Source organism: Vibrio rubrogenes (assembly GCF_059641415.1).
Genome location: NZ_JCARSY010000003.1, coordinates 118,014 through 138,416 on the forward strand (window position 1 = coordinate 118,014; position 20,403 = coordinate 138,416).

16 protein-coding genes are annotated in these 20,403 nt (G+C 47.5%); 7 read left to right on the forward strand and 9 right to left on the reverse strand.

What is annotated here, in order from left to right:
- Positions 1-11: 11 nt before the first annotated feature.
- From panB to sfsA, 6 genes are all read right to left on the reverse strand, one after another.
- On the reverse strand, positions 12-806 hold the full coding sequence (gene panB / locus AC55NX_RS03905; protein ID WP_496994544.1) for a 3-methyl-2-oxobutanoate hydroxymethyltransferase: 795 nt from the start codon (positions 804-806) through the stop codon (positions 12-14).
- Between the two features lie 12 nt (positions 807-818).
- The gene (gene folK, locus AC55NX_RS03910) at positions 819-1,319 is read right to left on the reverse strand and encodes a 2-amino-4-hydroxy-6-hydroxymethyldihydropteridine diphosphokinase (RefSeq protein ID WP_496994545.1); all 501 of its coding nucleotides are present in this window, start codon (positions 1,317-1,319) and stop codon (positions 819-821) included.
- Positions 1,316-2,683 (reverse strand): polynucleotide adenylyltransferase PcnB, encoded by a 1,368-nt coding sequence (gene pcnB / locus AC55NX_RS03915; RefSeq protein WP_496994648.1) that lies wholly within the window; start codon positions 2,681-2,683, stop codon positions 1,316-1,318. Before pcnB ends, folK begins: the two co-directional genes overlap by 4 nt.
- A gap of 99 nt (positions 2,684-2,782) precedes the next feature.
- Positions 2,783-3,655 (reverse strand): tRNA glutamyl-Q(34) synthetase GluQRS, encoded by an 873-nt coding sequence (gene gluQRS, locus AC55NX_RS03920; protein WP_496994546.1) that lies wholly within the window; start codon positions 3,653-3,655, stop codon positions 2,783-2,785.
- Positions 3,656-3,793: 138 nt separating this feature from the next.
- The gene (gene dksA / locus AC55NX_RS03925) at positions 3,794-4,240 is read right to left on the reverse strand and encodes an RNA polymerase-binding protein DksA (protein WP_059119941.1); all 447 of its coding nucleotides are present in this window, start codon (positions 4,238-4,240) and stop codon (positions 3,794-3,796) included.
- 124 nt (positions 4,241-4,364) lie between these two features.
- On the reverse strand, positions 4,365-5,108 hold the full coding sequence (gene sfsA, locus AC55NX_RS03930) for a DNA/RNA nuclease SfsA (protein WP_496994547.1): 744 nt from the start codon (positions 5,106-5,108) through the stop codon (positions 4,365-4,367).
- A 55-nt stretch (positions 5,109-5,163) separates the two neighbouring features.
- Here sfsA and hrpB point away from each other — a divergent pair, with 55 nt between their 5' ends.
- The 6 genes from hrpB (at position 5,164) to AC55NX_RS03960 (ending at position 15,716) form a co-directional block, all read left to right on the forward strand.
- Complete coding sequence (gene hrpB / locus AC55NX_RS03935) at positions 5,164-7,647, forward strand: ATP-dependent helicase HrpB (protein WP_496994548.1); 2,484 nt, start codon at positions 5,164-5,166, stop codon at positions 7,645-7,647.
- A gap of 356 nt (positions 7,648-8,003) precedes the next feature.
- Entirely contained in the window at positions 8,004-10,358 is a 2,355-nt protein-coding gene (mrcB, locus tag AC55NX_RS03940) for a penicillin-binding protein 1B (protein WP_496994549.1), read from the forward strand.
- Between the two features lie 344 nt (positions 10,359-10,702).
- Positions 10,703-13,300: a bifunctional aconitate hydratase 2/2-methylisocitrate dehydratase gene (acnB, locus tag AC55NX_RS03945; protein WP_496994550.1), complete on the forward strand. Its 2,598-nt coding sequence runs from the start codon at positions 10,703-10,705 to the stop codon at positions 13,298-13,300.
- A gap of 131 nt (positions 13,301-13,431) precedes the next feature.
- Positions 13,432-13,878, forward strand: a complete 447-nt coding sequence (locus AC55NX_RS03950) for a YacL family protein (RefSeq protein WP_496994551.1) — start codon at positions 13,432-13,434, stop codon at positions 13,876-13,878.
- 242 nt (positions 13,879-14,120) lie between these two features.
- Positions 14,121-14,459, forward strand: a complete 339-nt coding sequence (glnK, locus tag AC55NX_RS03955) for a P-II family nitrogen regulator (protein ID WP_038178152.1) — start codon at positions 14,121-14,123, stop codon at positions 14,457-14,459.
- 27 nt (positions 14,460-14,486) lie between these two features.
- On the forward strand, positions 14,487-15,716 hold the full coding sequence (locus tag AC55NX_RS03960; protein ID WP_496994552.1) for an ammonium transporter: 1,230 nt from the start codon (positions 14,487-14,489) through the stop codon (positions 15,714-15,716).
- Positions 15,717-15,830: 114 nt separating this feature from the next.
- On the opposite strand, the gene rsmC is transcribed toward AC55NX_RS03960, so the two are convergent.
- From rsmC to hemL, 3 genes are all read right to left on the reverse strand, one after another.
- The gene (gene rsmC, locus AC55NX_RS03965) at positions 15,831-16,871 is read right to left on the reverse strand and encodes a 16S rRNA (guanine(1207)-N(2))-methyltransferase RsmC (RefSeq protein WP_496994553.1); all 1,041 of its coding nucleotides are present in this window, start codon (positions 16,869-16,871) and stop codon (positions 15,831-15,833) included.
- A gap of 72 nt (positions 16,872-16,943) precedes the next feature.
- The gene (locus tag AC55NX_RS03970; RefSeq protein ID WP_496994554.1) at positions 16,944-18,017 is read right to left on the reverse strand and encodes an AI-2E family transporter; all 1,074 of its coding nucleotides are present in this window, start codon (positions 18,015-18,017) and stop codon (positions 16,944-16,946) included.
- 213 nt (positions 18,018-18,230) lie between these two features.
- Positions 18,231-19,520, reverse strand: coding sequence for a glutamate-1-semialdehyde 2,1-aminomutase (hemL, locus tag AC55NX_RS03975; RefSeq protein WP_496994555.1), 1,290 nt, complete (start codon positions 19,518-19,520; stop codon positions 18,231-18,233).
- A 397-nt stretch (positions 19,521-19,917) separates the two neighbouring features.
- Between hemL and erpA the strand changes: the two genes are divergently transcribed.
- A complete protein-coding gene (erpA, locus tag AC55NX_RS03980) occupies positions 19,918-20,259 on the forward strand; it encodes an iron-sulfur cluster insertion protein ErpA (protein WP_038178274.1) in 342 nt (113 codons plus the stop codon).
- Positions 20,260-20,403: the final 144 nt, after the last annotated feature.

The following is a 20,403-nucleotide window of genomic DNA, read 5'->3' on the forward strand; positions in this document are numbered from 1 at the left end:
GTAATACTGTATTAGGCAATGGTGTGTTCTTCATCAGGAAAAATACCATGTTCCACATCTTCCATGTATTTGGCGACCGCTTGATGGATATCGCCAGTCTCCGCTAAAAAGTTTTTTGAGAACTTAGGCATGTAGTTGGCCGAAATTCCAAGCATATCGTGCATGACCAGTACCTGACCATCGGTATCAGCACCGGCACCGATACCGATCACCGGAATATCGAGCGCTTGGGTAATCCGGGCTGCCAGCTTGCTGGGGACGCACTCCAGTAACACGATTTGTGCACCGGCATCTTGCAATGCCTGTGCATCATGTAACATCTGTTCGGCTTGCTGTTCTTCTCGTCCTTGTATTTTATAGCCACCGAAAATGTTCACCGATTGTGGTGTCAGGCCTAAATGTGCACAAACTGGGACTGCTCGTTCAGTCAGCATCTTCACCGTTTCCACCAGCCAGTGACCACCTTCAATTTTGACCATGTTTGCACCGGCCTGCATGAGCTTGGCAGCATTTTCACATGCTTGGAGTGGGGTGGCATAGCTCATAAATGGCATATCAGCCATTAAGAGTGAATTAGGGCTGCCGGCTCTGACGCACCGCGTGTGGTAGGCCATTTCTTCAATTGTTACGGGCAGAGTATCTGTCCGGCCTTGCAGAACCATTCCCAGAGAGTCACCGACCAGTAACACTGGCATATTCTGGCTCTCGAAAAGTTGTGCGAAACTGGCATCGTAGGCGGTTACGGACGCAAATTTACGGCCTTCCTGTTTCCAGCGCATCAAATTATTAATCGTAATTTTTTTCATCGGTCATCATCCTTACGAGACGTCGGCAGGCGGGTGCCAAATCGTGAGTCCATTTTGATCAACTTGTTGAAGCAATCGATTCAGCTCAGTTCCATCCGGGAGAATTAACTGAGGTGCGATTTCAGCCAGCGGGTATAGCACGAATTCTCGTTCTTTCATGCCATAGTGAGGAATCACCAGTCGCTCAGAATTGATCACCATATGACCATATAAGAGAATATCGAGATCCAACGTTCTCGGGCCCCAACGTTGCTCTTTTCGCACCCGTCCCTGACTCAGTTCGATCGCTTGTGTATGATCTAATAATTCAAGTGGTTTTAAATGCGTTTTGATCTCAATGACAGCATTGATATAGTCCGGTTGATCCGTCGGCCCCATGGGTGTACTGCTGTATAATTGAGAAGCTTGAATAAATTCCGATTCAGGCAGATGTTGTAATGCCTGAATCGCTTGCCGAGCCTGTTGGTCCGGCTGTGCCATATTACTTCCGATCGCAATATAAACTGTGATCATGACACATCCTGTTTGCTTTTTTTCTGTCCCGTTTGACGTTGGCGCGCTTTCGCTTTTTTGGAATTGACTCGGCCGATGTCATTGACCATCGCTTGACGCATATTCTTTCCGGCATTCTGGAATGTTTCCCACCACAGGGCGAGTTCTTGCGTTTCACCCTCTTCGACGATACCTCTCATCGTTAAGAAGTCGAAACCGGCACGGAATTTATTGATGTCCAGTAAACGGAAAGCCCGTTTGCCATGACGGCGCGGGAAACGCAGCTGTAGCTGCCAGATATCACGGATGGTGGCGGTATGGCGTCTTGGAATGGCGACTGTTTTGACCAATTGATCCAATATTTTGTTACCTGCCTCCATCACGGCATCGTAATAACAGAGGTTTTTGGATTCCATAAATGTTTCGGCCAAATGAATCATCGGATACCAGAGAATCGCAGCAAACATAAATGCCGGATTGATTCTTTTCCCTTCCTCGATTCTCTGGTCGGTCGAATCGAGTGCCAGATCAAGCATCTTTTCCGTCGGGGAGCTGTGATCTTCGGTAAAATAGGCTGAGATCATCGGGAACAGTTGCTGGAACAAGTTGTACTGCCGCATCTGATGGTATGTTTCCAGACCATATCCGGTTTGCAGCATTTTCAGCGACTCTTCATAGAGTCGTGCAGACGGAATGTCCTGTAACAACGGTGCCAGTTCTTCGATAGGCGCAGCCGTCTCTTCTTCGATATCGAAATCAAGTTTGACTGCAAAGCGAACCGCTCTCAACATCCGTACCGGATCTTCACGGTAACGGGTTTGCGGATCGCCAATCAGACGGATCAGCCGATCTTCAATATCTTCAATGCCACCGGCATAATCATGGATCGTGTAATCCGCGATATTGTAGTACATGGCATTGACGGTGAAATCACGCCGTTCGGCATCTTCGTCGATGGTGCCGTAGACGTTGTCTCGGAGCAGCATTCCTGCTTCAGACTGACTCGATTTCTGATGGTCGTTTTCCTGATGATGGCCACGGAATGTGGCGACCTCGACAATTTCACGCCCGAACATTACATGGGCGAGGCGGAAACGTCGGCCGATCAAACGGCAGTTGCGAAAAAGCTTACGAACCTGTTCAGGAGTCGCATTGGTTGTAATGTCGAAATCTTTCGGGGATTCCCCCAGCAAAAGATCACGGACACCGCCACCGACAAGATAGGCGTCATAGCCTGAACTTTGCAGTCGGTACAGCACTTTAAGTGCACTCTCGCTGATTTGTTTGCGAGAAATTTTGTGCTCTTGTCGCGTGAGGATGTTTAGCGTCAAATCCGGATAAACGCGATGAGCTTGTTCTGTAATATCGTTTTTATTCATGAGCATCAGACAAGGATAAGAATCTCTCCTTGTTGTCTTTGTTGACAGAATGTCTTTGTGGGTCAGTTTGCGGCTAATCATAGCCTATTGGACTCAATTTGAGAATCATCGTGTGATTTCAAGCGCCTCTGGGAGTTGATGAATATGCCAGTTTTGGCAGCCCCAAGCAACAATTTCTGACAGTTCTGCAGTCTCAATATCGACTGGTAGCTGAAAGCCGAGAAATTTCATGGCTTGAATCAGGGTTGGCCGCGGGTTTTTCCGATCAATTGCTGGTGCATGATTCTGTTTCGAGAGCTTATGCCCGGCTTGATCAACAGCGAGCGGTAAATGAAGATAACTGACCGGTGGGTGGCCCAGTTGTTGATACAGGCTGATCTGGCGTCCGGTCGGCTCAATCAAATCTGCACCGCGGACAACCTGTGTGATGCCTTGGTCAATATCATCGAGTACTACCGCCAGATTGTACGCAAACAGGCCATCCCGGCGTTTAATTGTGAAATCTTCTTGCGCCAACGCCAGCTGGATCTCAATTTTGCCATGTTTTTCATCGTAAAACTGAGTGATTGGCGTATCCACTCGTAAGCGGACGGCATAGCCGGGCTGTGGGGCAAGGTGTCGATGACGGCAGGCACCGTTGTAGTATCCTCCAGATGCTTTAATTTGTTTACGGGTACAACGACAATAGTACGCCTGACCCTGAGTGAGCCACTGCTCAATTTGCGCTTGATAAGCTTGATGACGACGACTCTGATACCAGACGGTTCGATCCCAGTGAAGACCGTAGGCTTCGAGGGTTTGCAGAATTAGGTCCGCTGCACCGGGCATTTCTCGTGGTGGATCGAGGTCTTCAATTCTGACCAACCATTCTCCATTCATAGCACGTGCCTGAAAATAGCTGCCTAATGCTGCAATCAGGGATCCAAAATGCAACGGACCGGAAGGAGATGGGGCAAAACGCCCGATATAATTACTCATGTTCATCGATTGTATTGAAATGATACAGTGATTGACGCTTACCAAGTTTTGATATGGCCGTATTTTGAACCGGACGGCAATAACAAACAAGGGAGCAGTTGCTCCCTTGTTTGTATTTCATCGGATAATTGAACTTGCTTAACCTTGCATCTGTCTTTCTTTGATTTCTGCCAGCGTCTTACAGTCAATACATAAATCAGCAGTCGGACGAGCTTCAAGACGACGAATACCAATCTCAACACCACAAGATTCACAGAAACCGAAGTCTTCTTCTTCAATCTTGTTCAGTGTTTTTTCGATTTTCTTGATTAAACGACGCTCTCTATCCCTATTACGAAGCTCTAGGCTGAACTCTTCTTCCTGAGATGCGCGATCGACAGGATCCGGGAAATTCGCTGCTTCGTCCTGCATATGATGGACAGTCCGCTCAACTTCTTCTCGGAGTTGGTTACGCCAAGCTTGTAAAATCTTTGTAAAATGAGCGATCTGGCCCGGTGACATATATTCTTCACCTGGTTGTTCCTGATATGGCTCAACACCTGCGATGGCTAGGATGCCTAGCGATTTTTTTTTGGATTCTGTCATACAGCATCTCCTACTAACACCTAGTCAACTGCGAGAGCAGTCTACTTAAGGCGGGTATCTATACCAGAAAGAAAAGGGGGTGGCAAACACTCGTTGTAAACTTGTTATCAATGTGCAGACAATATCAATATTTTATCGATTCATTGATCCATTCTATCTTTGATACAAGTTTCATTTCATATTTGGAGAGTTCTGCTTTGTAACACAGGACTTCCACGCCTTCCTTTTGTGCTTCTTCCAACAAACGTGAATATGTTGCGTCTATATGGAGGGCGGCCGATACTTTTTCAATCCCTGAGTGTAATACAGCAAATAAAAGTATGGCTCGTTTTCCATTTCGAGCAACTTCAATCAGCTCTCGTAGATGTTTTTGTCCCCGAGTCGTGACTGCATCCGGAAAGTATCCCTGACCGGATGGTTTGGCATCTAGGGGAGAATACTCAAGTAAAGTGACACTTTTTACTTCGATATAGCAGTCCGGCCGGGAGGCGGCGCTGAGGAGAATATCGATCCGGCTGTTCTCCTGACCGTATTTCACTTCGGTACGTAAGGTGTCATATCCCTGAAGTTCTTCGATGACTCCGGATTGTATCGCTTCACAGGCCAGCGTATTGGCTCGAATCGTATTGACACAAATCCGGTGTCCGTGTGTTGTTTCCGTCAGTTCCCAGCTGCAAGGATACTTGCGTTTGGGGTTATTCGAGTGCGAAAACCAGACGGTGTCCCCGGGCGTTGCACAGCCGGTCATCGCACCGGTATTGGCACAGTGAATGGTGGTGATCGTGCCGTCGGGCAATTGAATATCGGCCAGAAAACGTTTGTAACGTTTCAGCAGGACCGCGGGACTTAACAGAGGAGCAAACTGCATTTATTCACGTTTTTTCGGTACAATAATTTCTTCATTTAATCATAAGGATGATGTTTTGTCACAGTCGTCAGCGTTATCTCAGTTACCGATCGAAGCCGTTCTGGCTGAATTACTGGCAGCGATTGCCGATTGTCCACAAGTGATTTTGAAAGCACCGCCCGGTGCCGGAAAATCCACCGGTTTGCCGCTTGCTTTGCTTCAGCAGGGAATGATTGCCAGCAAAATCATCATGTTGGAGCCACGCAGACTTGCTGCGCGGAATATTGCCAATTATCTGGCTTCGCAACTGGGAGAGTCGGTCGGAGAAACCATTGGTCTTCGGGTTCGGGGGACAACACAAGTGAGCCGTCAAACACGACTTGAGATCGTGACCGAAGGCGTGATGACCCGGATGCTGCAACACGATCCGGAACTGAAAGGGATTGATTTACTGATATTTGATGAGTTTCATGAGCGAAACTTAGATGCAGACATCTCACTGGCTCTGGCATTAGAAGTTCAAGAGGCATTGCGAGATGATCTTAAACTATTGATCATGTCGGCCACACTGGATGGAGATGCGTTACGGAGCATTTTACCAGCGGCCGGTTATATTGAATCCACAGGGCGCAGCTATCCGGTTGAATTGCATTATAACAATCCAGCGACCGGAGGCCGGCTGATTGAGGTCGCAGCGAAAGAAATCTCGTCTTTGCTTTCGCGTGAGCCCGGCTCCATGCTGGTCTTTTTGCCCGGGGTGGGTGAGATTCAACGCCTTGCCCAACAGCTTGACGGGCAATTGGGTGAGAATGTGTTGGTTTGTCCGCTGTATGGTCAACTATCTATTCAGCAGCAACAGCAGGCAATTGCGCCGACACCGGCGGGAAAACGAAAAGTTGTGCTGGCGACCAATATTGCGGAAACCAGTCTGACGATCGAAGGGATTCGCATGGTGGTCGATTGCGGGCTTGAACGGCTTGCCCAATGGGATCCGAAAACGGGAATTAGCCGACTTGAGTCTGTGCGCATTTCGCGCGCCTCGGCTGAGCAGCGCGCCGGACGAGCCGGTCGACTGGAAGCCGGTATCTGCCTGCGTCTTTATAGCGAGGAAATGCTGTCCCGACAGCCCGCAGCACAACAGCCGGAGATCTTACGGGCTGATCTTACGTCACTTGCGATGGAGCTTGCACAGTGGGGATGTCGCTCACCTGCGGATTTACACTGGTTAGACCGCCCGCCGGAGTCGGCTCTGCAGCAAGCGAATGCGTTATTAACCCGGCTTGGCGCGATGGATGAACAGGGACGACTGACGGAAATGGGAAGTGCGATTGCGCTGCTTGGTGTTGCGCCACGTCACGGGGCAATGCTATGGCGTGGCAAACAACATCGTGCACCGGTTGCAGCTACGTCAGCAATGTTAGTCGCGTTGCTCGAAGAACCACCAAGAGGATACGATAACCCTGATTTGCATTTTCAGCTGAACTTAGTCGAAAGTGCAACCTGGCCACGTCGTCAGGCTTACTTGAAACGAGCGAAACAGCTGTTAGCAAAACTCGATTGTGCTTCTCAACCGCTCGAGGTCTCTCATGAATGGGTTGCACCGTTATTGGCGGCGGGATTTCCCGATCGCATTGCTCTGTCGCGTGGTCAGGCAAGCCGTTACCGATTAGCCAATGGTCAGGGGGCGATGATGCTGCCAGATGAACCATTGGCGGATGAAGCTTTATTAGTGGTGGCTGACATTGTCAAAACGCAGCAGGGCGATAGTCGGATTTTTTCGGCGGTCCGTGCTGACCAAACCATGTTGCAACAGGTTCTGCCGCATTTATTCGAGTGGCGAGAGTGGCTCGATTGGGACGATCACAAAGGACGGTTGACCGCAGAAAAGCGCCTGTACTGCGGGCAACTCATTCTGGCGCGCCAATCGCTGGGGGAACCCGACCCTGCGAGAGCCGCTGAAGCGTTACTCAATGCCGTGGTCCGCCAAGGGTTGTCGATTTTGCCATGGCATTCAAACGCTCAATCGTTGCTGACCCGGGCGCGGTGTGCGAGAGAGTGGTTACCCGAGTTAGGTGTGCCTGCAATGGATGATGAAACTCTGCTTGCTGAAGCGGAGCAATGGTTACTGCCTTATATGGCAGGGATGAAAACATTGAAGGCGTTAGCGCAACTTGATTTAGTGGCAGCGCTTGAGGCGCGTATCGGTTGGGAGGTGAAGCAGCGCCTCGATCATGTGTTGCCCACGCATTATATTGTGCCGACGGGCTCTCGTTATCCAATCCGTTATCAACAGGGACAAGCGCCTGTGCTGGCGGTGAAATTACAGGAAATGTTCGGGGAACAGTCTTCTCCCCGGATTGCTCAGGGGCAAATTGCGTTGGTGCTTGAATTGCTTTCACCGGCACAGAGGCCACTGCAAATTACCCGTGATTTGGCTGCTTTCTGGCAAGGTGCCTACCGTGAAGTGCAGAAAGAGATGAAAGGGCGATATCCGAAGCATCCGTGGCCGGATGATCCTGCCAATCATCAACCCACCAGAAAAGTAAAAAAACATCTGTAGCAGTTTCTTTGTGGGGATTGAGTTGTGGCGATTGAGTGGTTCAGAGAGCTCTGTTGGCTGATATGTTTAAGGTGCCTTCAATTGATGCCCATCGATGTCTGCCGTGCCTCTGGTGCATCGCTTCAATTGCGTGGTCAGTGTCAATGATGTCAGTAAACATGTCGTGGCTGTTAATATTGTGTCAAACCAAGTGGTTCAAATTGACATTAAACCATAGGCTTAGTACACAAGATGAACGATCTCCGGCCATGTTCATGCACCAAGACATCAGGTAACATAGCTGCGAACCGGTGACATCGCAGCGAAAGTTGCCAATCATTCAGAGCAGAGATAGAAACGAAGCGATAATTAATTCAATGAGTAGTCAAAAAAACCAGCAGAAGAGACGACGTTCTGATCGTCGCGCATCCGAGACAAAACAAGCGCAGAACGCGAGTAACAAAACGGCCGCTAAACGCACCGGGTGGTTTAGTAAGTTGTGGCGCATCGGGTGGAAAGTCGGATTAACGCTTGCCATTGTGATTGCGTTCTACGGGGTTTATCTGAATAACCTTGTCAGTCAGAAATTTGAGGGCCAACTTTTTGATCTCCCTACCGTTGTCTATGCCCGAATTTTATCGATGTCTCCCGGTGATGATATCAGCTTGGATGCGTTGCGGCATGAGCTGGATATATTGAATTATCGCAAAGTTGCCCGGCCGCGTTATGCCGGGGAGTATTCGGCATCTTCAACCAAGATTGAATTGATCCGCCGTCCGTTCGAGTTTGCCGATGGCCCGGAACCGGATCGACATGTGATGCTTTATTTTGATGATGATGGTTTGACCCGGATTCAGTCATTAGACAAACATCAGGATATCGGTTTCTTGCGTCTGGAGCCGAAGATGTTGGGGATGCTGGAGAAAAATATTACAGAGCAGCGTTTATTTTTACGTCGGGAGCAATTTCCGGAAGTGATGATTGACGCATTGCTGGCGACGGAAGACCGGAATTTTTATCAGCATGAAGGGGTTTCGCCTTTTGCCATCCTCAGGGCTTTGGTGGCTAACGTGCGTGCAGGACGGACGGTTCAGGGAGGCAGTACGCTGACTCAACAGTTGGCGAAGAATATCTTTCTCTCCAGCCAGAGAACCTTAGTGAGAAAGCTGCAAGAAGCTTATATGGCACTGATCATTGACTACCGTTTCAGTAAAGATCGGATTCTTGAAGCCTATCTGAATGAGGTGTATCTGGGGCAGAATGGTGCCGAAGAAGTACACGGTTTTGGGCTCGCATCCCGTTTGTATTTCGGTCAGCCATTGCAAGAATTGAGAATTGATCAACTGGCTTTATTGGTTGGTATGGTGAAAGGGCCATCTTATTATAATCCGGTTCGTTATCCCGAGCGTGCTACAGAACGGCGTGACCTCGTCCTGAAACTGATGCTGCAACAAGATATTCTGACTGCAAGGCAGTATGCTCAGGCCGTGGAACGTCCGTTAGATATTCAAAAAAATCCACATATTGCCAGACGTCAGCCTGCTTATTTTCAGCAACTGGCGATTGAATTGAAAGATAAGGTAGGCGATCGGTTTAAATCTGACAAAGGATTGAGAGTTTTTACCACGCTGGATCCGGTCTCTCAGTCTGAGCTTGAAGATGCGGTGCAAAAGAAAGTGCCACAGTTAGGTAAAGGCTTGGAGGCTGCTGCAATTGCGGTGGATCGCCAGAGTGGTGAAATCCGGGCCATGGTCGGTGGGGTTCGGATCGGATTCGATGGCTTCAATCGTGTCCTCAATGGCCGGCGACAAATCGGGTCGCTGGTGAAACCAGCGATTTATCTGACGGCATTGAACGAGCCGGGTAAATATAATCTGGCGACGACACTGGATGATCAGCCGATGAGTTTGAAATCGGATCGGGGAGATATCTGGACCCCCCAGAATTATGATCATCAGTTCCGCGGTGAAGTCCCTCTGTATCTTGCTTTGGCAAAATCTATCAATATTCCAACGATTCAGTTGGGGATGTCTCTGGGGATTCCAAAGGTGAGCGATACGCTGGTTCATCTCGGTGTGGATGGACAAGAAATTCGTCCGGTACCTTCGATGTTTTTAGGATCGTTTTCACTCACCCCGATTGAGGTGGCACAAATGTATCAGACTCTCACCAACTCCGGCAGACGCTCCAAGTTATCTGCGTTACGTTCGGTGATCGATCTGGACGGCAATGTTCTGTACCAGTCAATCCCTAAAAGTACGCAGGCCGTCTCACAGCAGGCTGCCTGGTTAACGACTTACGCGATGAAACGGGGTGTGATTGAAGGCACCGGACGGTATCTGCACAATCGTTTTTCCTGGGCAATGCTTGCCGGTAAAACCGGGACTACCAATGATTATCGGGACAGTTGGTTTGTCGGTGTCGATGGCCGCGAAGTAACCACAATCTGGGTTGGCCGGGATGATAATACATCAACCGGGTTAACCGGGGCGAGCGGGGCCTTACATGTGTATGCCAATTATCTGCAAAAACGTGTGCCGAAGGTGTTGCATTTACCGTGGCCGCAGGGCATTACCATGATTGGCTTTGATAAAGACCATCGTGGTGCGCTCAGCCTCGACTGTGATGATAAATTCAAACTTCCGGTATGGGATGCGGACCATACATGGAAACAGCGCTGTGAAGAAAATGATAAGCCTTTACGTTGGCTGAGAAAGATGTTCGAGTGGTAGCGTTTCCATAAGCGGAAAAGTGAAATAGATACAATCATTTCATTTACTGCCCGGCAACGGCTGAAAAGACCATCAATCATCGGTCTTTTCAGCCGTGCTTTTTGAGTGGCGAGGTGTTTTTGAGACTGGCTTGAAACCACGGTGAAAAGTTTCGTCGGAAGTTGCAGTGTGGGTCAAAGAGTATACATTTCCATTTATGAGTAAGTTTGCTATTCTGCATCAACCGTTTGGCCTCCTCGGCTAAGATAATTTGAGTTTGTCTCTGCACGGAGTGCCAAGTTTCCAAGGACGTTCGTTCCTATAGCTATAATAAAGTGAATGAACCGCAATGAGAGGAAAAAGTCGTGCTTGAAGCCTATCGTAAACACGTCGAAGAGCGTGCCGCAGAAGGAGTTGTTCCTAAACCTCTGGATGCTGAACAAGTTTCTGGTCTGGTTGAGTTATTAAAGTCTCCTCCGCAAGGAGAAGAAGCATTCATTCTTGATCTGCTTGAAAATCGTATTCCCCCTGGTGTTGATGAAGCCGCTTATGTCAAAGCTGGTTTTCTTGCTGCTGTTGCAAAAGGAGAAGTGACCTCTCCATTGATTGATCGAGTCAAAGCGGCGGAGCTGCTGGGCACGATGCAAGGCGGATACAACATTGAACCTCTGGTTTCTTTTCTTGATGATGAAGCGCTGGCCCCTACAGCAGCAAAAGCTTTATCTCATACACTGTTGATGTTCGATGCCTTCTATGATGTCGAAGAAAAAGCCAAAGCAGGAAATACCTATGCGCAACAGGTACTTCAATCTTGGGCTGATGCTGATTGGTTCTTGTCTAAATCAAGTATGCCTGACAAGGTAACCCTGACTGTATTTAAAGTGAGCGGAGAAACCAATACCGATGATTTATCACCGGCTCCGGATGCTTGGTCTCGCCCTGATATTCCTGTTCATGCTTTAGCCATGCTCAAAAATGAGCGTGAAGGGATTGAACCGGACGAGATTGGTAAAGTCGGCCCCGTCAAACAAATCGAAGCATTGAAAGAAAAAGGTTACCCGCTGGCTTATGTCGGTGATGTCGTCGGGACTGGTTCCTCACGTAAATCGGCAACCAATTCCGTGTTATGGTTCATGGGTGAAGATATTCCTTATGTGCCGAACAAACGTGCCGGTGGTTATGTTCTCGGTGGTAAAATTGCACCGATTTTCTTTAATACCATGGAAGATGCGGGCGCACTGCCGATCGAGGTAGATGTCTCCAAACTCAATATGGGTGATGTGATTGATATCTATCCTTATGAAGGCAAAGTTTGTGAACATGGTTCCGATAAAGTATTGGCTGAGTTCAAACTGAAAACAGGCGTACTGATCGATGAAGTGCGTGCCGGCGGGCGGATTCCGCTGATTATCGGCCGTGGTTTAACCGATAAAGCGCGTGAATCTCTAGGCCTTGAGCCATCTGATGTTTTCCGTCGCCCAGCGCCGGTAAAAGACAGCGGCAAAGGCTTTACTCTGGCGCAGAAGATGGTTGGTAAAGCCTGCGGTGTTGAGGGCATCCGTCCCGGCACTTACTGTGAGCCCAAAATGGCGACCGTGGGATCGCAAGATACTACCGGCCCGATGACGCGTGATGAACTGAAAGATTTGGCGTGTCTCGGTTTCTCTGCTGACCTGGTGATGCAGTCATTCTGTCATACTTCCGCTTATCCTAAGCCGGTTGATGTGAGCACACACCACACGCTCCCTGATTTTATTATGAATCGCGGCGGTGTTTCTCTTCGTCCGGGTGACGGGATCATCCACTCATGGCTTAACCGCATGTTGTTGCCGGATACAGTCGGAACCGGTGGCGATTCACATACCCGTTTCCCTCTGGGCATCTCTTTCCCTGCAGGGTCCGGTCTGGTGGCATTTGCTGCTGCAACCGGTGTGATGCCATTGGATATGCCTGAATCGGTCTTGGTTCGTTTTAAAGGTAAGATGAAACCGGGAATTACCCTGCGTGATTTGGTGCATGCGATTCCTTACTTTGCGATTCAGGATGGTCTGCTCACGGTTGCAAAATCAGGTAAGGTCAATGAATTCTCAGGCCGGATCCTCGAAATTGAAGGATTGGAGCATTTAACCGTTGAGCAAGCGTTTGAGCTGTCTGATGCTTCGGCTGAACGGAGTGCTGCGGGTTGTACGGTCAAACTGTCTCAAGAATCGATTGAAGGATATCTGCAGTCGAACATTGTGATGCTCAAATGGATGGTCTCCGAAGGTTATGGGGATGTCCGGACAATCGAGCGTCGTGTGCGTGCCATGCAAGAATGGCTGGATAAGCCGGAGCTGATGCGTGCTGATGACAATGCCGATTATGCGCATGTACTGGAAATCGATTTAGATGATATCAATGAGCCGATCTTGTGTGCGCCAAACGATCCGGATGACGCTCGTTTACTGTCGGAAGTACAAGGTACGCCGATTGATGAAGTCTTTATCGGTTCTTGTATGACCAACATCGGTCATTTCCGTGCAGCAGGTAAGCTGCTGGATAATTACATCGGTCAGTTAGAAACACGCTTATGGGTGGCACCGCCAACTAAAATGGATAAAGACCAATTGGTTGAAGAAGGCTATTACGGTATCTTTGGCCGTGTCGGGGTGCGGATTGAAACACCGGGATGTTCTCTGTGTATGGGTAACCAAGCCCGGGTGGCAGATAAATCAACGGTGATGTCTACCTCAACTCGTAACTTCCCGAATCGTCTGGGGGCCGGTGCGAATGTTTTCCTTGCTTCTGCAGAGCTGTCAGCCGTTGGTGCTATTTTGGGACGCATTCCGACCACGCAAGAGTACTTCGAGTATGCAGCGAAAATTGATGCGACTGCCGCGGATACGTATCGTTATCTGAACTTCCATAAGATGAATCAGTATACCGAAAAAGCAGACACCGTGATTTTCCAAGAACCTGCATAGGTTTTGGTTCCGGTTGAATTGAGATAAATCCCTCCGCATGGAGGGATTTTTTATTAGAAATGTACTCCTTTGTGTCGCATTCCGTTGTCAGTTTACGCGAATCGTCTTTAAAGAATCATCCGGATGAAGCGATGCAGATACCTGTATCTGATGTGACTTCCGTATATACTAAGCGTCGGTTTGAATGTGTCTCGATGAATCTTGGTATTATGGAATTTGAATTTAGAAAAAATCTTTTATTAGGTGAGTATTATGCTGCGTTTAATATGGAGCACGCAGTTATTTCCCGTTTTCTTGAAGATGAAATAGGCTCAGATCGCACAATGATTGAGCAGGTTTTACAGTTGCTGCAATCCGCATATCAAGATGATTTCACTGAGCAAGCTTGGTTTGGCAGAGAAATATCACTGAAGATTCTGGAAGGCGAAGTGACGATTTTTGAAAATACCCTGACCCACTCGAATCATCATGATTTTGAAGACGAATTTGAGTTATATGAGAGTGAAAGTATTGCGACTTGCGGTCTCGATGATTTTGAATCGATGTTCATGCAGTGGCAGCAATTCACGCAAAATTAATCTTCTTCAGCCAAACCCAATGGTTTTCTTCTCTCAAAACAAATGATTTTGCCTTGCACAACCGTGGTGAGGTTTTTCAAATGCGCCTTATTTTTGTGAAACAGTTGCACCTTGTTGGTGCGTTTGTGGTTCGCTTTCTCCCCTAATGTTAATTTTATTGATTATAATCAATCAGTTAAAAAGTTGGCACGTACCTTGGATTTAAGAATGGGTAACCGGAGTACAGCTCGAGAGAGGACGCCATGAAATTAATTAATGCAATTATAAAACCTTTTAAATTAGACGATGTCCGTGAGGCCTTATCTGATGTGGGGATCGAAGGAATGACCGTCTCAGAAGTGAAGGGATTTGGTCGTCAGAAAGGCCATACCGAGCTTTATCGTGGCGCCGAGTATCAAGTTGATTTTCTACCGAAAGTTAAACTTGAAATCGCAACACAGGGAGACAATGTAGACCGTGTTGTTGAAGCCATCATTAAAGCAGCACACACAGGAAAAATCGGTGATGGTAAGATTTTTGTCTATGATCTGAGCCAAGCGGTGCGAATTCGTACCGGTGAAACAGATTCAGAAGCACTTTAAAAGATTCTAAGGATTGGAGAGACTATTATGGAATTATCAGTAACTGTAACGGAGTTACGTTACGCGCTGGATACCTTTTACTTCCTCATTTCGGGCGCATTGGTTATGTGGATGGCCGCTGGATTTGCAATGCTGGAATCTGGTCTGGTTCGTTCAAAGAATACCACTGAGATTCTGACGAAAAACTTTGTACTGTACACGATTGCTTGTACGTTATATCTCATCGTTGGCTATCACATCATGTATGTTGATAACACAGAAGGGGGCTGGTTGCCTTCAATTGGTGGATTGATCGGTTCTCAAGCTGCGGATGCAGACCACTCTTTAGAATCAGATTTCTTCTTCCAGGTTGTATTTGTTGCAACAGCGATGTCAGTTGTTTCTGGCGCTGTCGCTGAGCGAATGAAACTGTGGGCATTCTTGATTTTCTCTGTGGTACTGACTGGCTTTATCTATCCTGTTGAAGGTTACTGGACATGGGGTGGTGGTTTCCTTTCTGCTGCTGGTTTCAGTGATTTTGCCGGTTCGGGTATTGTTCATATGGCTGGCGCAGCGGCTGCTTTAGCAGGTGTTTTGTTACTGGGTGCCCGCAAAGGCAAATATGGTAAAAATGGTGAAGTTCATCCGATTCCGGGTTCAAATATGCCGTTGGCAACACTGGGAACCTTCATTTTGTGGTTCGGCTGGTTTGGTTTCAACGGTGGTTCACAGTTGATGATTTCCGATGCTGCCAATGCGTCAGCGGTCGGTAAGATCTTCTTGAATACGAATGCTGCAGCGTCAGCGGGTGCATTAGCAGCGTTATTAGTCTGTAAAACCACTTGGGGTAAAGCGGATTTAACCATGGTACTGAACGGTGCACTGGCTGGCTTAGTTGCGATTACAGCTGATCCTCTTTCTCCGTCACCGATGTACTCGGTTGCGATTGGTGCTGTTGCCGGTGTGATTGTTGTCTTCGCAATTGTAGCGTTGGATAAAGTGAAAATCGATGATCCAGTGGGTGCGATATCTGTTCACGGTGTTTGTGGTCTGTTTGGCTTGATGGTTGTGCCAATCAGCAATGCAGACGCATCATTTAGCTCTCAATTACTGGGTGCGGTTGTTATCTTTGGTTGGGTATTTGGTGCCAGCCTGATTGTTTGGGGCATCCTCAAAGCAACAATGGGAATTCGTGTCACAGAAGAAGAAGAGATGGAAGGAATGGACATGCACGATTGTGGTGTCGGTGCCTATCCTGAATTTGTGACTGCGAAATAAGCCATCCAATAATTAAGTTATCGTATCGATATGATCAAAACCTGCCCTGATTCGGGCAGGTTTTTTTATGGCGCAAATCTGCATGTGAATATTTTGAACCAAGCATTCATCAAATTAATGTGTTGCTTGATAAACGGCAAACTTACTGGTTTTGGCTAGCGTGTCACAACTCCCCAATGCTTGTTCAATCAGTGGGGGATATTTGAGGAAACTGTTGGCGACAATGGTGAGCCGTCCTCGCGGTTTTAAATAATGAGGAGACTGAGCCAGGAATGTTTCACTGGCATGATAATTTGTCCCCAGCCCGGAATGAAACGGTGGGTTACTGATGAGATGATCATAACGTTCGGTCACCTCTGAATAGATATCTGACGGGAAAACATGGCCACTCAGCCCGTTTGCAGCCAGCGTTGCTTTACTGGATTCAATCGCTAATGCACTGACATCACACATCGATATGGTGACTGACGGATATTGTGCTGCAATGACTGTACCGATGACACCTGCACCACATCCGAAGTCCAGAACGTCTCCCTGCATCCCGGAGAGGTTATCTAACAATAACTGACTGCCGAGATCTAATTCGCCATGGCTGAACACACCGGGCAAACTTTTCACGATGATATCTTTTTGCTGATAATTGACGGTGTAAGTTTTAAACCAGTCCTGCATATTGAACTGTTCTGGCGTCTGGCTGCATTCTCCCCAGTAGAAAGAACAGCGGCGTGCAGCATCATATTTGCGGATGATGCCGTAGGGTTCGAATAATTTTTCAATGCTTTTAATGCCAGAGCGGTTTTCACCAACCACTACAATTTCAGTTCCCGGACCGAGTTTGGTCATGAGCATAGCAAGCAGGTACTCTGCTTCCTGTTTTGCTTTGGGCCAGTAGAGCAAGACCATATCAGCGTGGCAGTCATCACTTAATGTTGCGCCAAAATAGCCTGTAACGTCTGGAGCGTCTGCAATTTGCCGATAATAGCCATAGTGTGTGGTAAAGATGGCGACAGACTGACAGGTCTGTCGCAGTTGCAGGGGAAACTGGTCTTCGATTTCACCGGCAACCAGCAGATGTTTTCCCTGAAAATGGGCAAGTTGACGTTCAGCAATTTGGCTTGGTGCTGAATTCTGGGCTGAAAAATATTCGCTCGACATGATTGTGCTCTACATTCGGTATCACAAAAAGAGACGCGATTTTCTCATAATCTGTAGAGAGCTTGAAGTTATTTAACTTTTATCTTGTCGGTTGAGAAATGACTGAAACTCTTCTTCATAAATATTGAACAGCACAATCGTGATCGCAAAGATCAGGGGGCCGTATATCAATCCCATCAGACCGAACAGATGAATACCGCCCAATAATGAGAAAAAGATCATCAGTGTATTCATGCCTGAACTGCCCTGCATCAGGAAAGGGCGCAGTAAGTTATCAATTGAGCCGACAACTACAACACTCCAGACTGCGAGGAAAATCCCCCAAGAAATATCGTTGGTCAGCAATAGATAAGTACTGGCTGGTATCCATATTAATGCTGTACCGACAATCGGAATAAAGGAAGCAAAGCCGATCATCGTACCCCAGAATAGCCCCGGGAAGCCCGCAAGCCACATGCCTATACCACCGGCAACACCCTGTGCCAGTGCTGTCAGAAAGGATCCCATCACCGCTGATTTAGATACTTTTTCGATCTCTTCCAGCAACCGATCCTCCTGACTGCGAGACAGGGGAATCACATGGCGTAAAGTTGTGATGATTTTTTCGTAATCGCGTAGCAGGAAAAACAGCACGAACAGCATCAGGAAAAAGTCCATGATAAATGCTGTGGCATCACCAACGAGTTTGGCACTGACACCGACGAGTTGTGTCCCGGCTTGGCTGGAGATTTTGGCGACTCTTTCAGCAATCTCGGAAGGTTCGATGGTGCTAAAGGGCAGGTAGGTATTTGCAAAGTCCATCGCTTTGACAATCCAAGGATGATTGAAGATTTCCTGAACACCACCATGAGTCACCCACTGATAGAGCGTCTGCGAGAATCGGGCACCTTGTTGGGCGATCGCGCCAAACACCAATAATAATGGCAGCACAATAATAAAAGTGAGAATGACACAGGATAGAAATGAAGCAAAATTTCTGTAGGAACCGAGCTTCTGTTCCAGACGCTGGTGGAGCGGATAAACCAGTAAGGAAATAATAAAAGCCAGTATAATTGAATTGATGTAAGGCTCGATGAGCAAGTAACATGCGATGGCTGCAACGAGTAATGCAGTGACAATCACTCGGTGGCTGGAGATGGTATTCACGTTGTTTCTACCTTCGGTGGCTCATATTCAGATATAGACTCGTATCATGACGGCTATTCAGATCGTGATCAATCATCACGATGTTATAAATGGTAAACCTCAGCCGGAAATTGTACCTGTTCGGAGATTTTACTCATTCTCTGATACAGAGAAGGTGATACAGAAAAGGCGCTCTGGTGAGAGCGCCTTGAACTTCGCCATCGTGCAATAAATTTAGTCGTTTGCCATCATGGCAAAACTGCGTTCCACTGCTTCTAATGTGGCTTCAATTTCCTGAGAGGAGTGTGCCAGCGAAGTAAACCCGGCTTCAAAAGCTGATGGAGCCATATAAACACCGTGATCAAGCATCAGATGGAAGAAGCGTTTAAATTTATCAACGTCACAACGGGCGACATCTTCATAGCAGGTAACTTGCTGTTGATCGGTAAAGAAAAAGCCGAACATCCCACCGACCTGATGAACCAGCAGTGGAATACCATGTTTGTCAGCGAAAAATTTAAAACCATCCGCAAGCTGTTTGGTTTTTGATGCGAGACGTTTTTCGTTACCTTCTTCTTTTAACAGGCTGAGACAGGCATAACCGGCAGCCATCGCGACTGGATTTCCTGAGAGTGTTCCTGCCTGATAAACGGGGCCGGTTGGGGCGATATGTTGCATAATTTCTTTCCGGCCACCAAAAGCACCGACTGGCATTCCACCTCCAATGATCTTGCCTAATGTCGTTAAGTCAGGCTTGATATTATAGTGTGCCTGAGCACCACCTAAGGCAACTCGAAAACCGGTCATCACTTCATCAAAAATCAACAAAGCACCTGCCTCATCACAGAGGGTTCTGAGCCCTTCCAGAAAGCCTTCAACCGGCGGAATACAGTTCATGTTACCGGCAACCGGCTCGACAATAATACAAGCGATTTCGTCTTGATTGGCATCGAACAACGCTTTAACTGAATCGAGATCATTAAAACGAGCCGTCAATGTGTATTTGGCAAAGTCAGCCGGTACACCGGGGGAGCTGGGCTGACCCAGCGTGAGTGCACCAGAGCCGGCTTTGACCAAAAGGCTATCTGCATGACCGTGGTAACATCCTTCGAATTTGATAATTTTATCGCGGCCGGTATATCCGCGGGCCAGACGGATGGCACTCATCGTTGCTTCTGTGCCTGAGTTGACCATGCGTAACTGTTCCATCGATGGCACTAATTGTGAAACCAGTTCAGCAATAGCTATCTCTTGTTCAGTCGGTGCGCCGAAACTCAACCCTTTCTGTACCGCACCAATCACTGACTCCCGAATCACGGCATGATTATGGCCGAGAACCATTGGACCCCATGAACCGACGTAGTCGATATAAGCTCTACCATCAACGTCAAAAACAAACGGACCGTCAGCTCTGTCGATAAAAATCGGCGTGCCACCGACACCATTAAAGGCGCGTACTGGCGAATTTACACCACCGGGAATGGTGTTCTGTGCCTGTTGATATAGATCAGATGATTTGGTCATGGGAAGTATCCTCTTTTGAGTGGTTGGACCAACTTGGCAAGCATTGTACTATTCATTATTTGAAGAGAAATATTTTTTTCGATTTTTTCCTGAAATGCCAATAGATGAACACGGTTTGTTATTGATTGGTGCCTGTTCAGCCGATTTGACTTCCTTACACTGAATGATTCCGATATTTTGAGTGGCATAGACTATCATGTTATGGGGTCGGTTGGGTTGGTCATTGTCGTTTGAGAAAGAAAGTTCTTCTGATGTACGGGGGAATACTTGAACGGCTCAGTCAGGTATTAGATAATCAATACAAATAATGAAGCATATCTCATGCAACAACGTTGACTGAGGTTCTGTTGACTGAAACTATGTTAGCAAGAGATATCGAAGCATGAGAGAGGTCGTTGTGAGTGATTTAAGTATACCGCTGACATTTTCTGATGCGGCAGCGAAGCGCGTCAAAGCGTTAATTGCCGAAGAAGAAAATCAGGAATTAAAACTGCGGGTTTATATTACCGGAGGTGGTTGTAGCGGTTTTCAGTATGGATTTACGTTTGATGAAAATGTAAATGACGGGGATATGACAATCGAAAATTGTGGGGTCACATTAGTGGTTGATCCAATGAGTCTACAATATCTGATTGGTGGCGAGGTTGATTATACCGAAGGACTTGAGGGTTCTCGCTTTTTCGTCAATAACCCCAATGCGACAACCACTTGTGGTTGTGGTGCCTCATTTAGTGTTTGATCTCCTATCCTGATGAACCATGTCGGATCGTCGTATCAGAGCCGACATGGCTGCTATATATTCAAGTTTTGATAATCAGTTTTACAGTGCCATCGCACAGCTTCAGCAATTGTTGTATAACACCTTTGGTTGTTCAACACCTTT

Coding starts and splice junctions, on each gene's coding strand:
- AC55NX_RS03960 (WP_496994552.1), top strand. CDS start 14,487: ATGGAATTATCAGTAACTGTAACGGAGTTACGTTACGCGCTGGATACC.
- rsmC (WP_496994553.1), bottom strand. CDS start 16,871: ATGTCGAGCGAATATTTTTCAGCCCAGAATTCAGCACCAAGCCAAATT.
- folK (WP_496994545.1), bottom strand. CDS start 1,319: ATGATCACAGTTTATATTGCGATCGGAAGTAATATGGCACAGCCGGAC.
- dksA (WP_059119941.1), bottom strand. CDS start 4,240: ATGACAGAATCCAAAAAAAAATCGCTAGGCATCCTAGCCATCGCAGGT.
- pcnB (WP_496994648.1), bottom strand. CDS start 2,683: ATGCTCATGAATAAAAACGATATTACAGAACAAGCTCATCGCGTTTAT.
- panB (WP_496994544.1), bottom strand. CDS start 806: ATGAAAAAAATTACGATTAATAATTTGATGCGCTGGAAACAGGAAGGC.
- sfsA (WP_496994547.1), bottom strand. CDS start 5,108: ATGCAGTTTGCTCCTCTGTTAAGTCCCGCGGTCCTGCTGAAACGTTAC.
- glnK (WP_038178152.1), top strand. CDS start 14,121: ATGAAATTAATTAATGCAATTATAAAACCTTTTAAATTAGACGATGTC.
- hemL (WP_496994555.1), bottom strand. CDS start 19,520: ATGACCAAATCATCTGATCTATATCAACAGGCACAGAACACCATTCCC.
- mrcB (WP_496994549.1), top strand. CDS start 8,004: ATGAGTAGTCAAAAAAACCAGCAGAAGAGACGACGTTCTGATCGTCGC.
- gluQRS (WP_496994546.1), bottom strand. CDS start 3,655: ATGAGTAATTATATCGGGCGTTTTGCCCCATCTCCTTCCGGTCCGTTG.
- AC55NX_RS03950 (WP_496994551.1), top strand. CDS start 13,432: ATGCAGATACCTGTATCTGATGTGACTTCCGTATATACTAAGCGTCGG.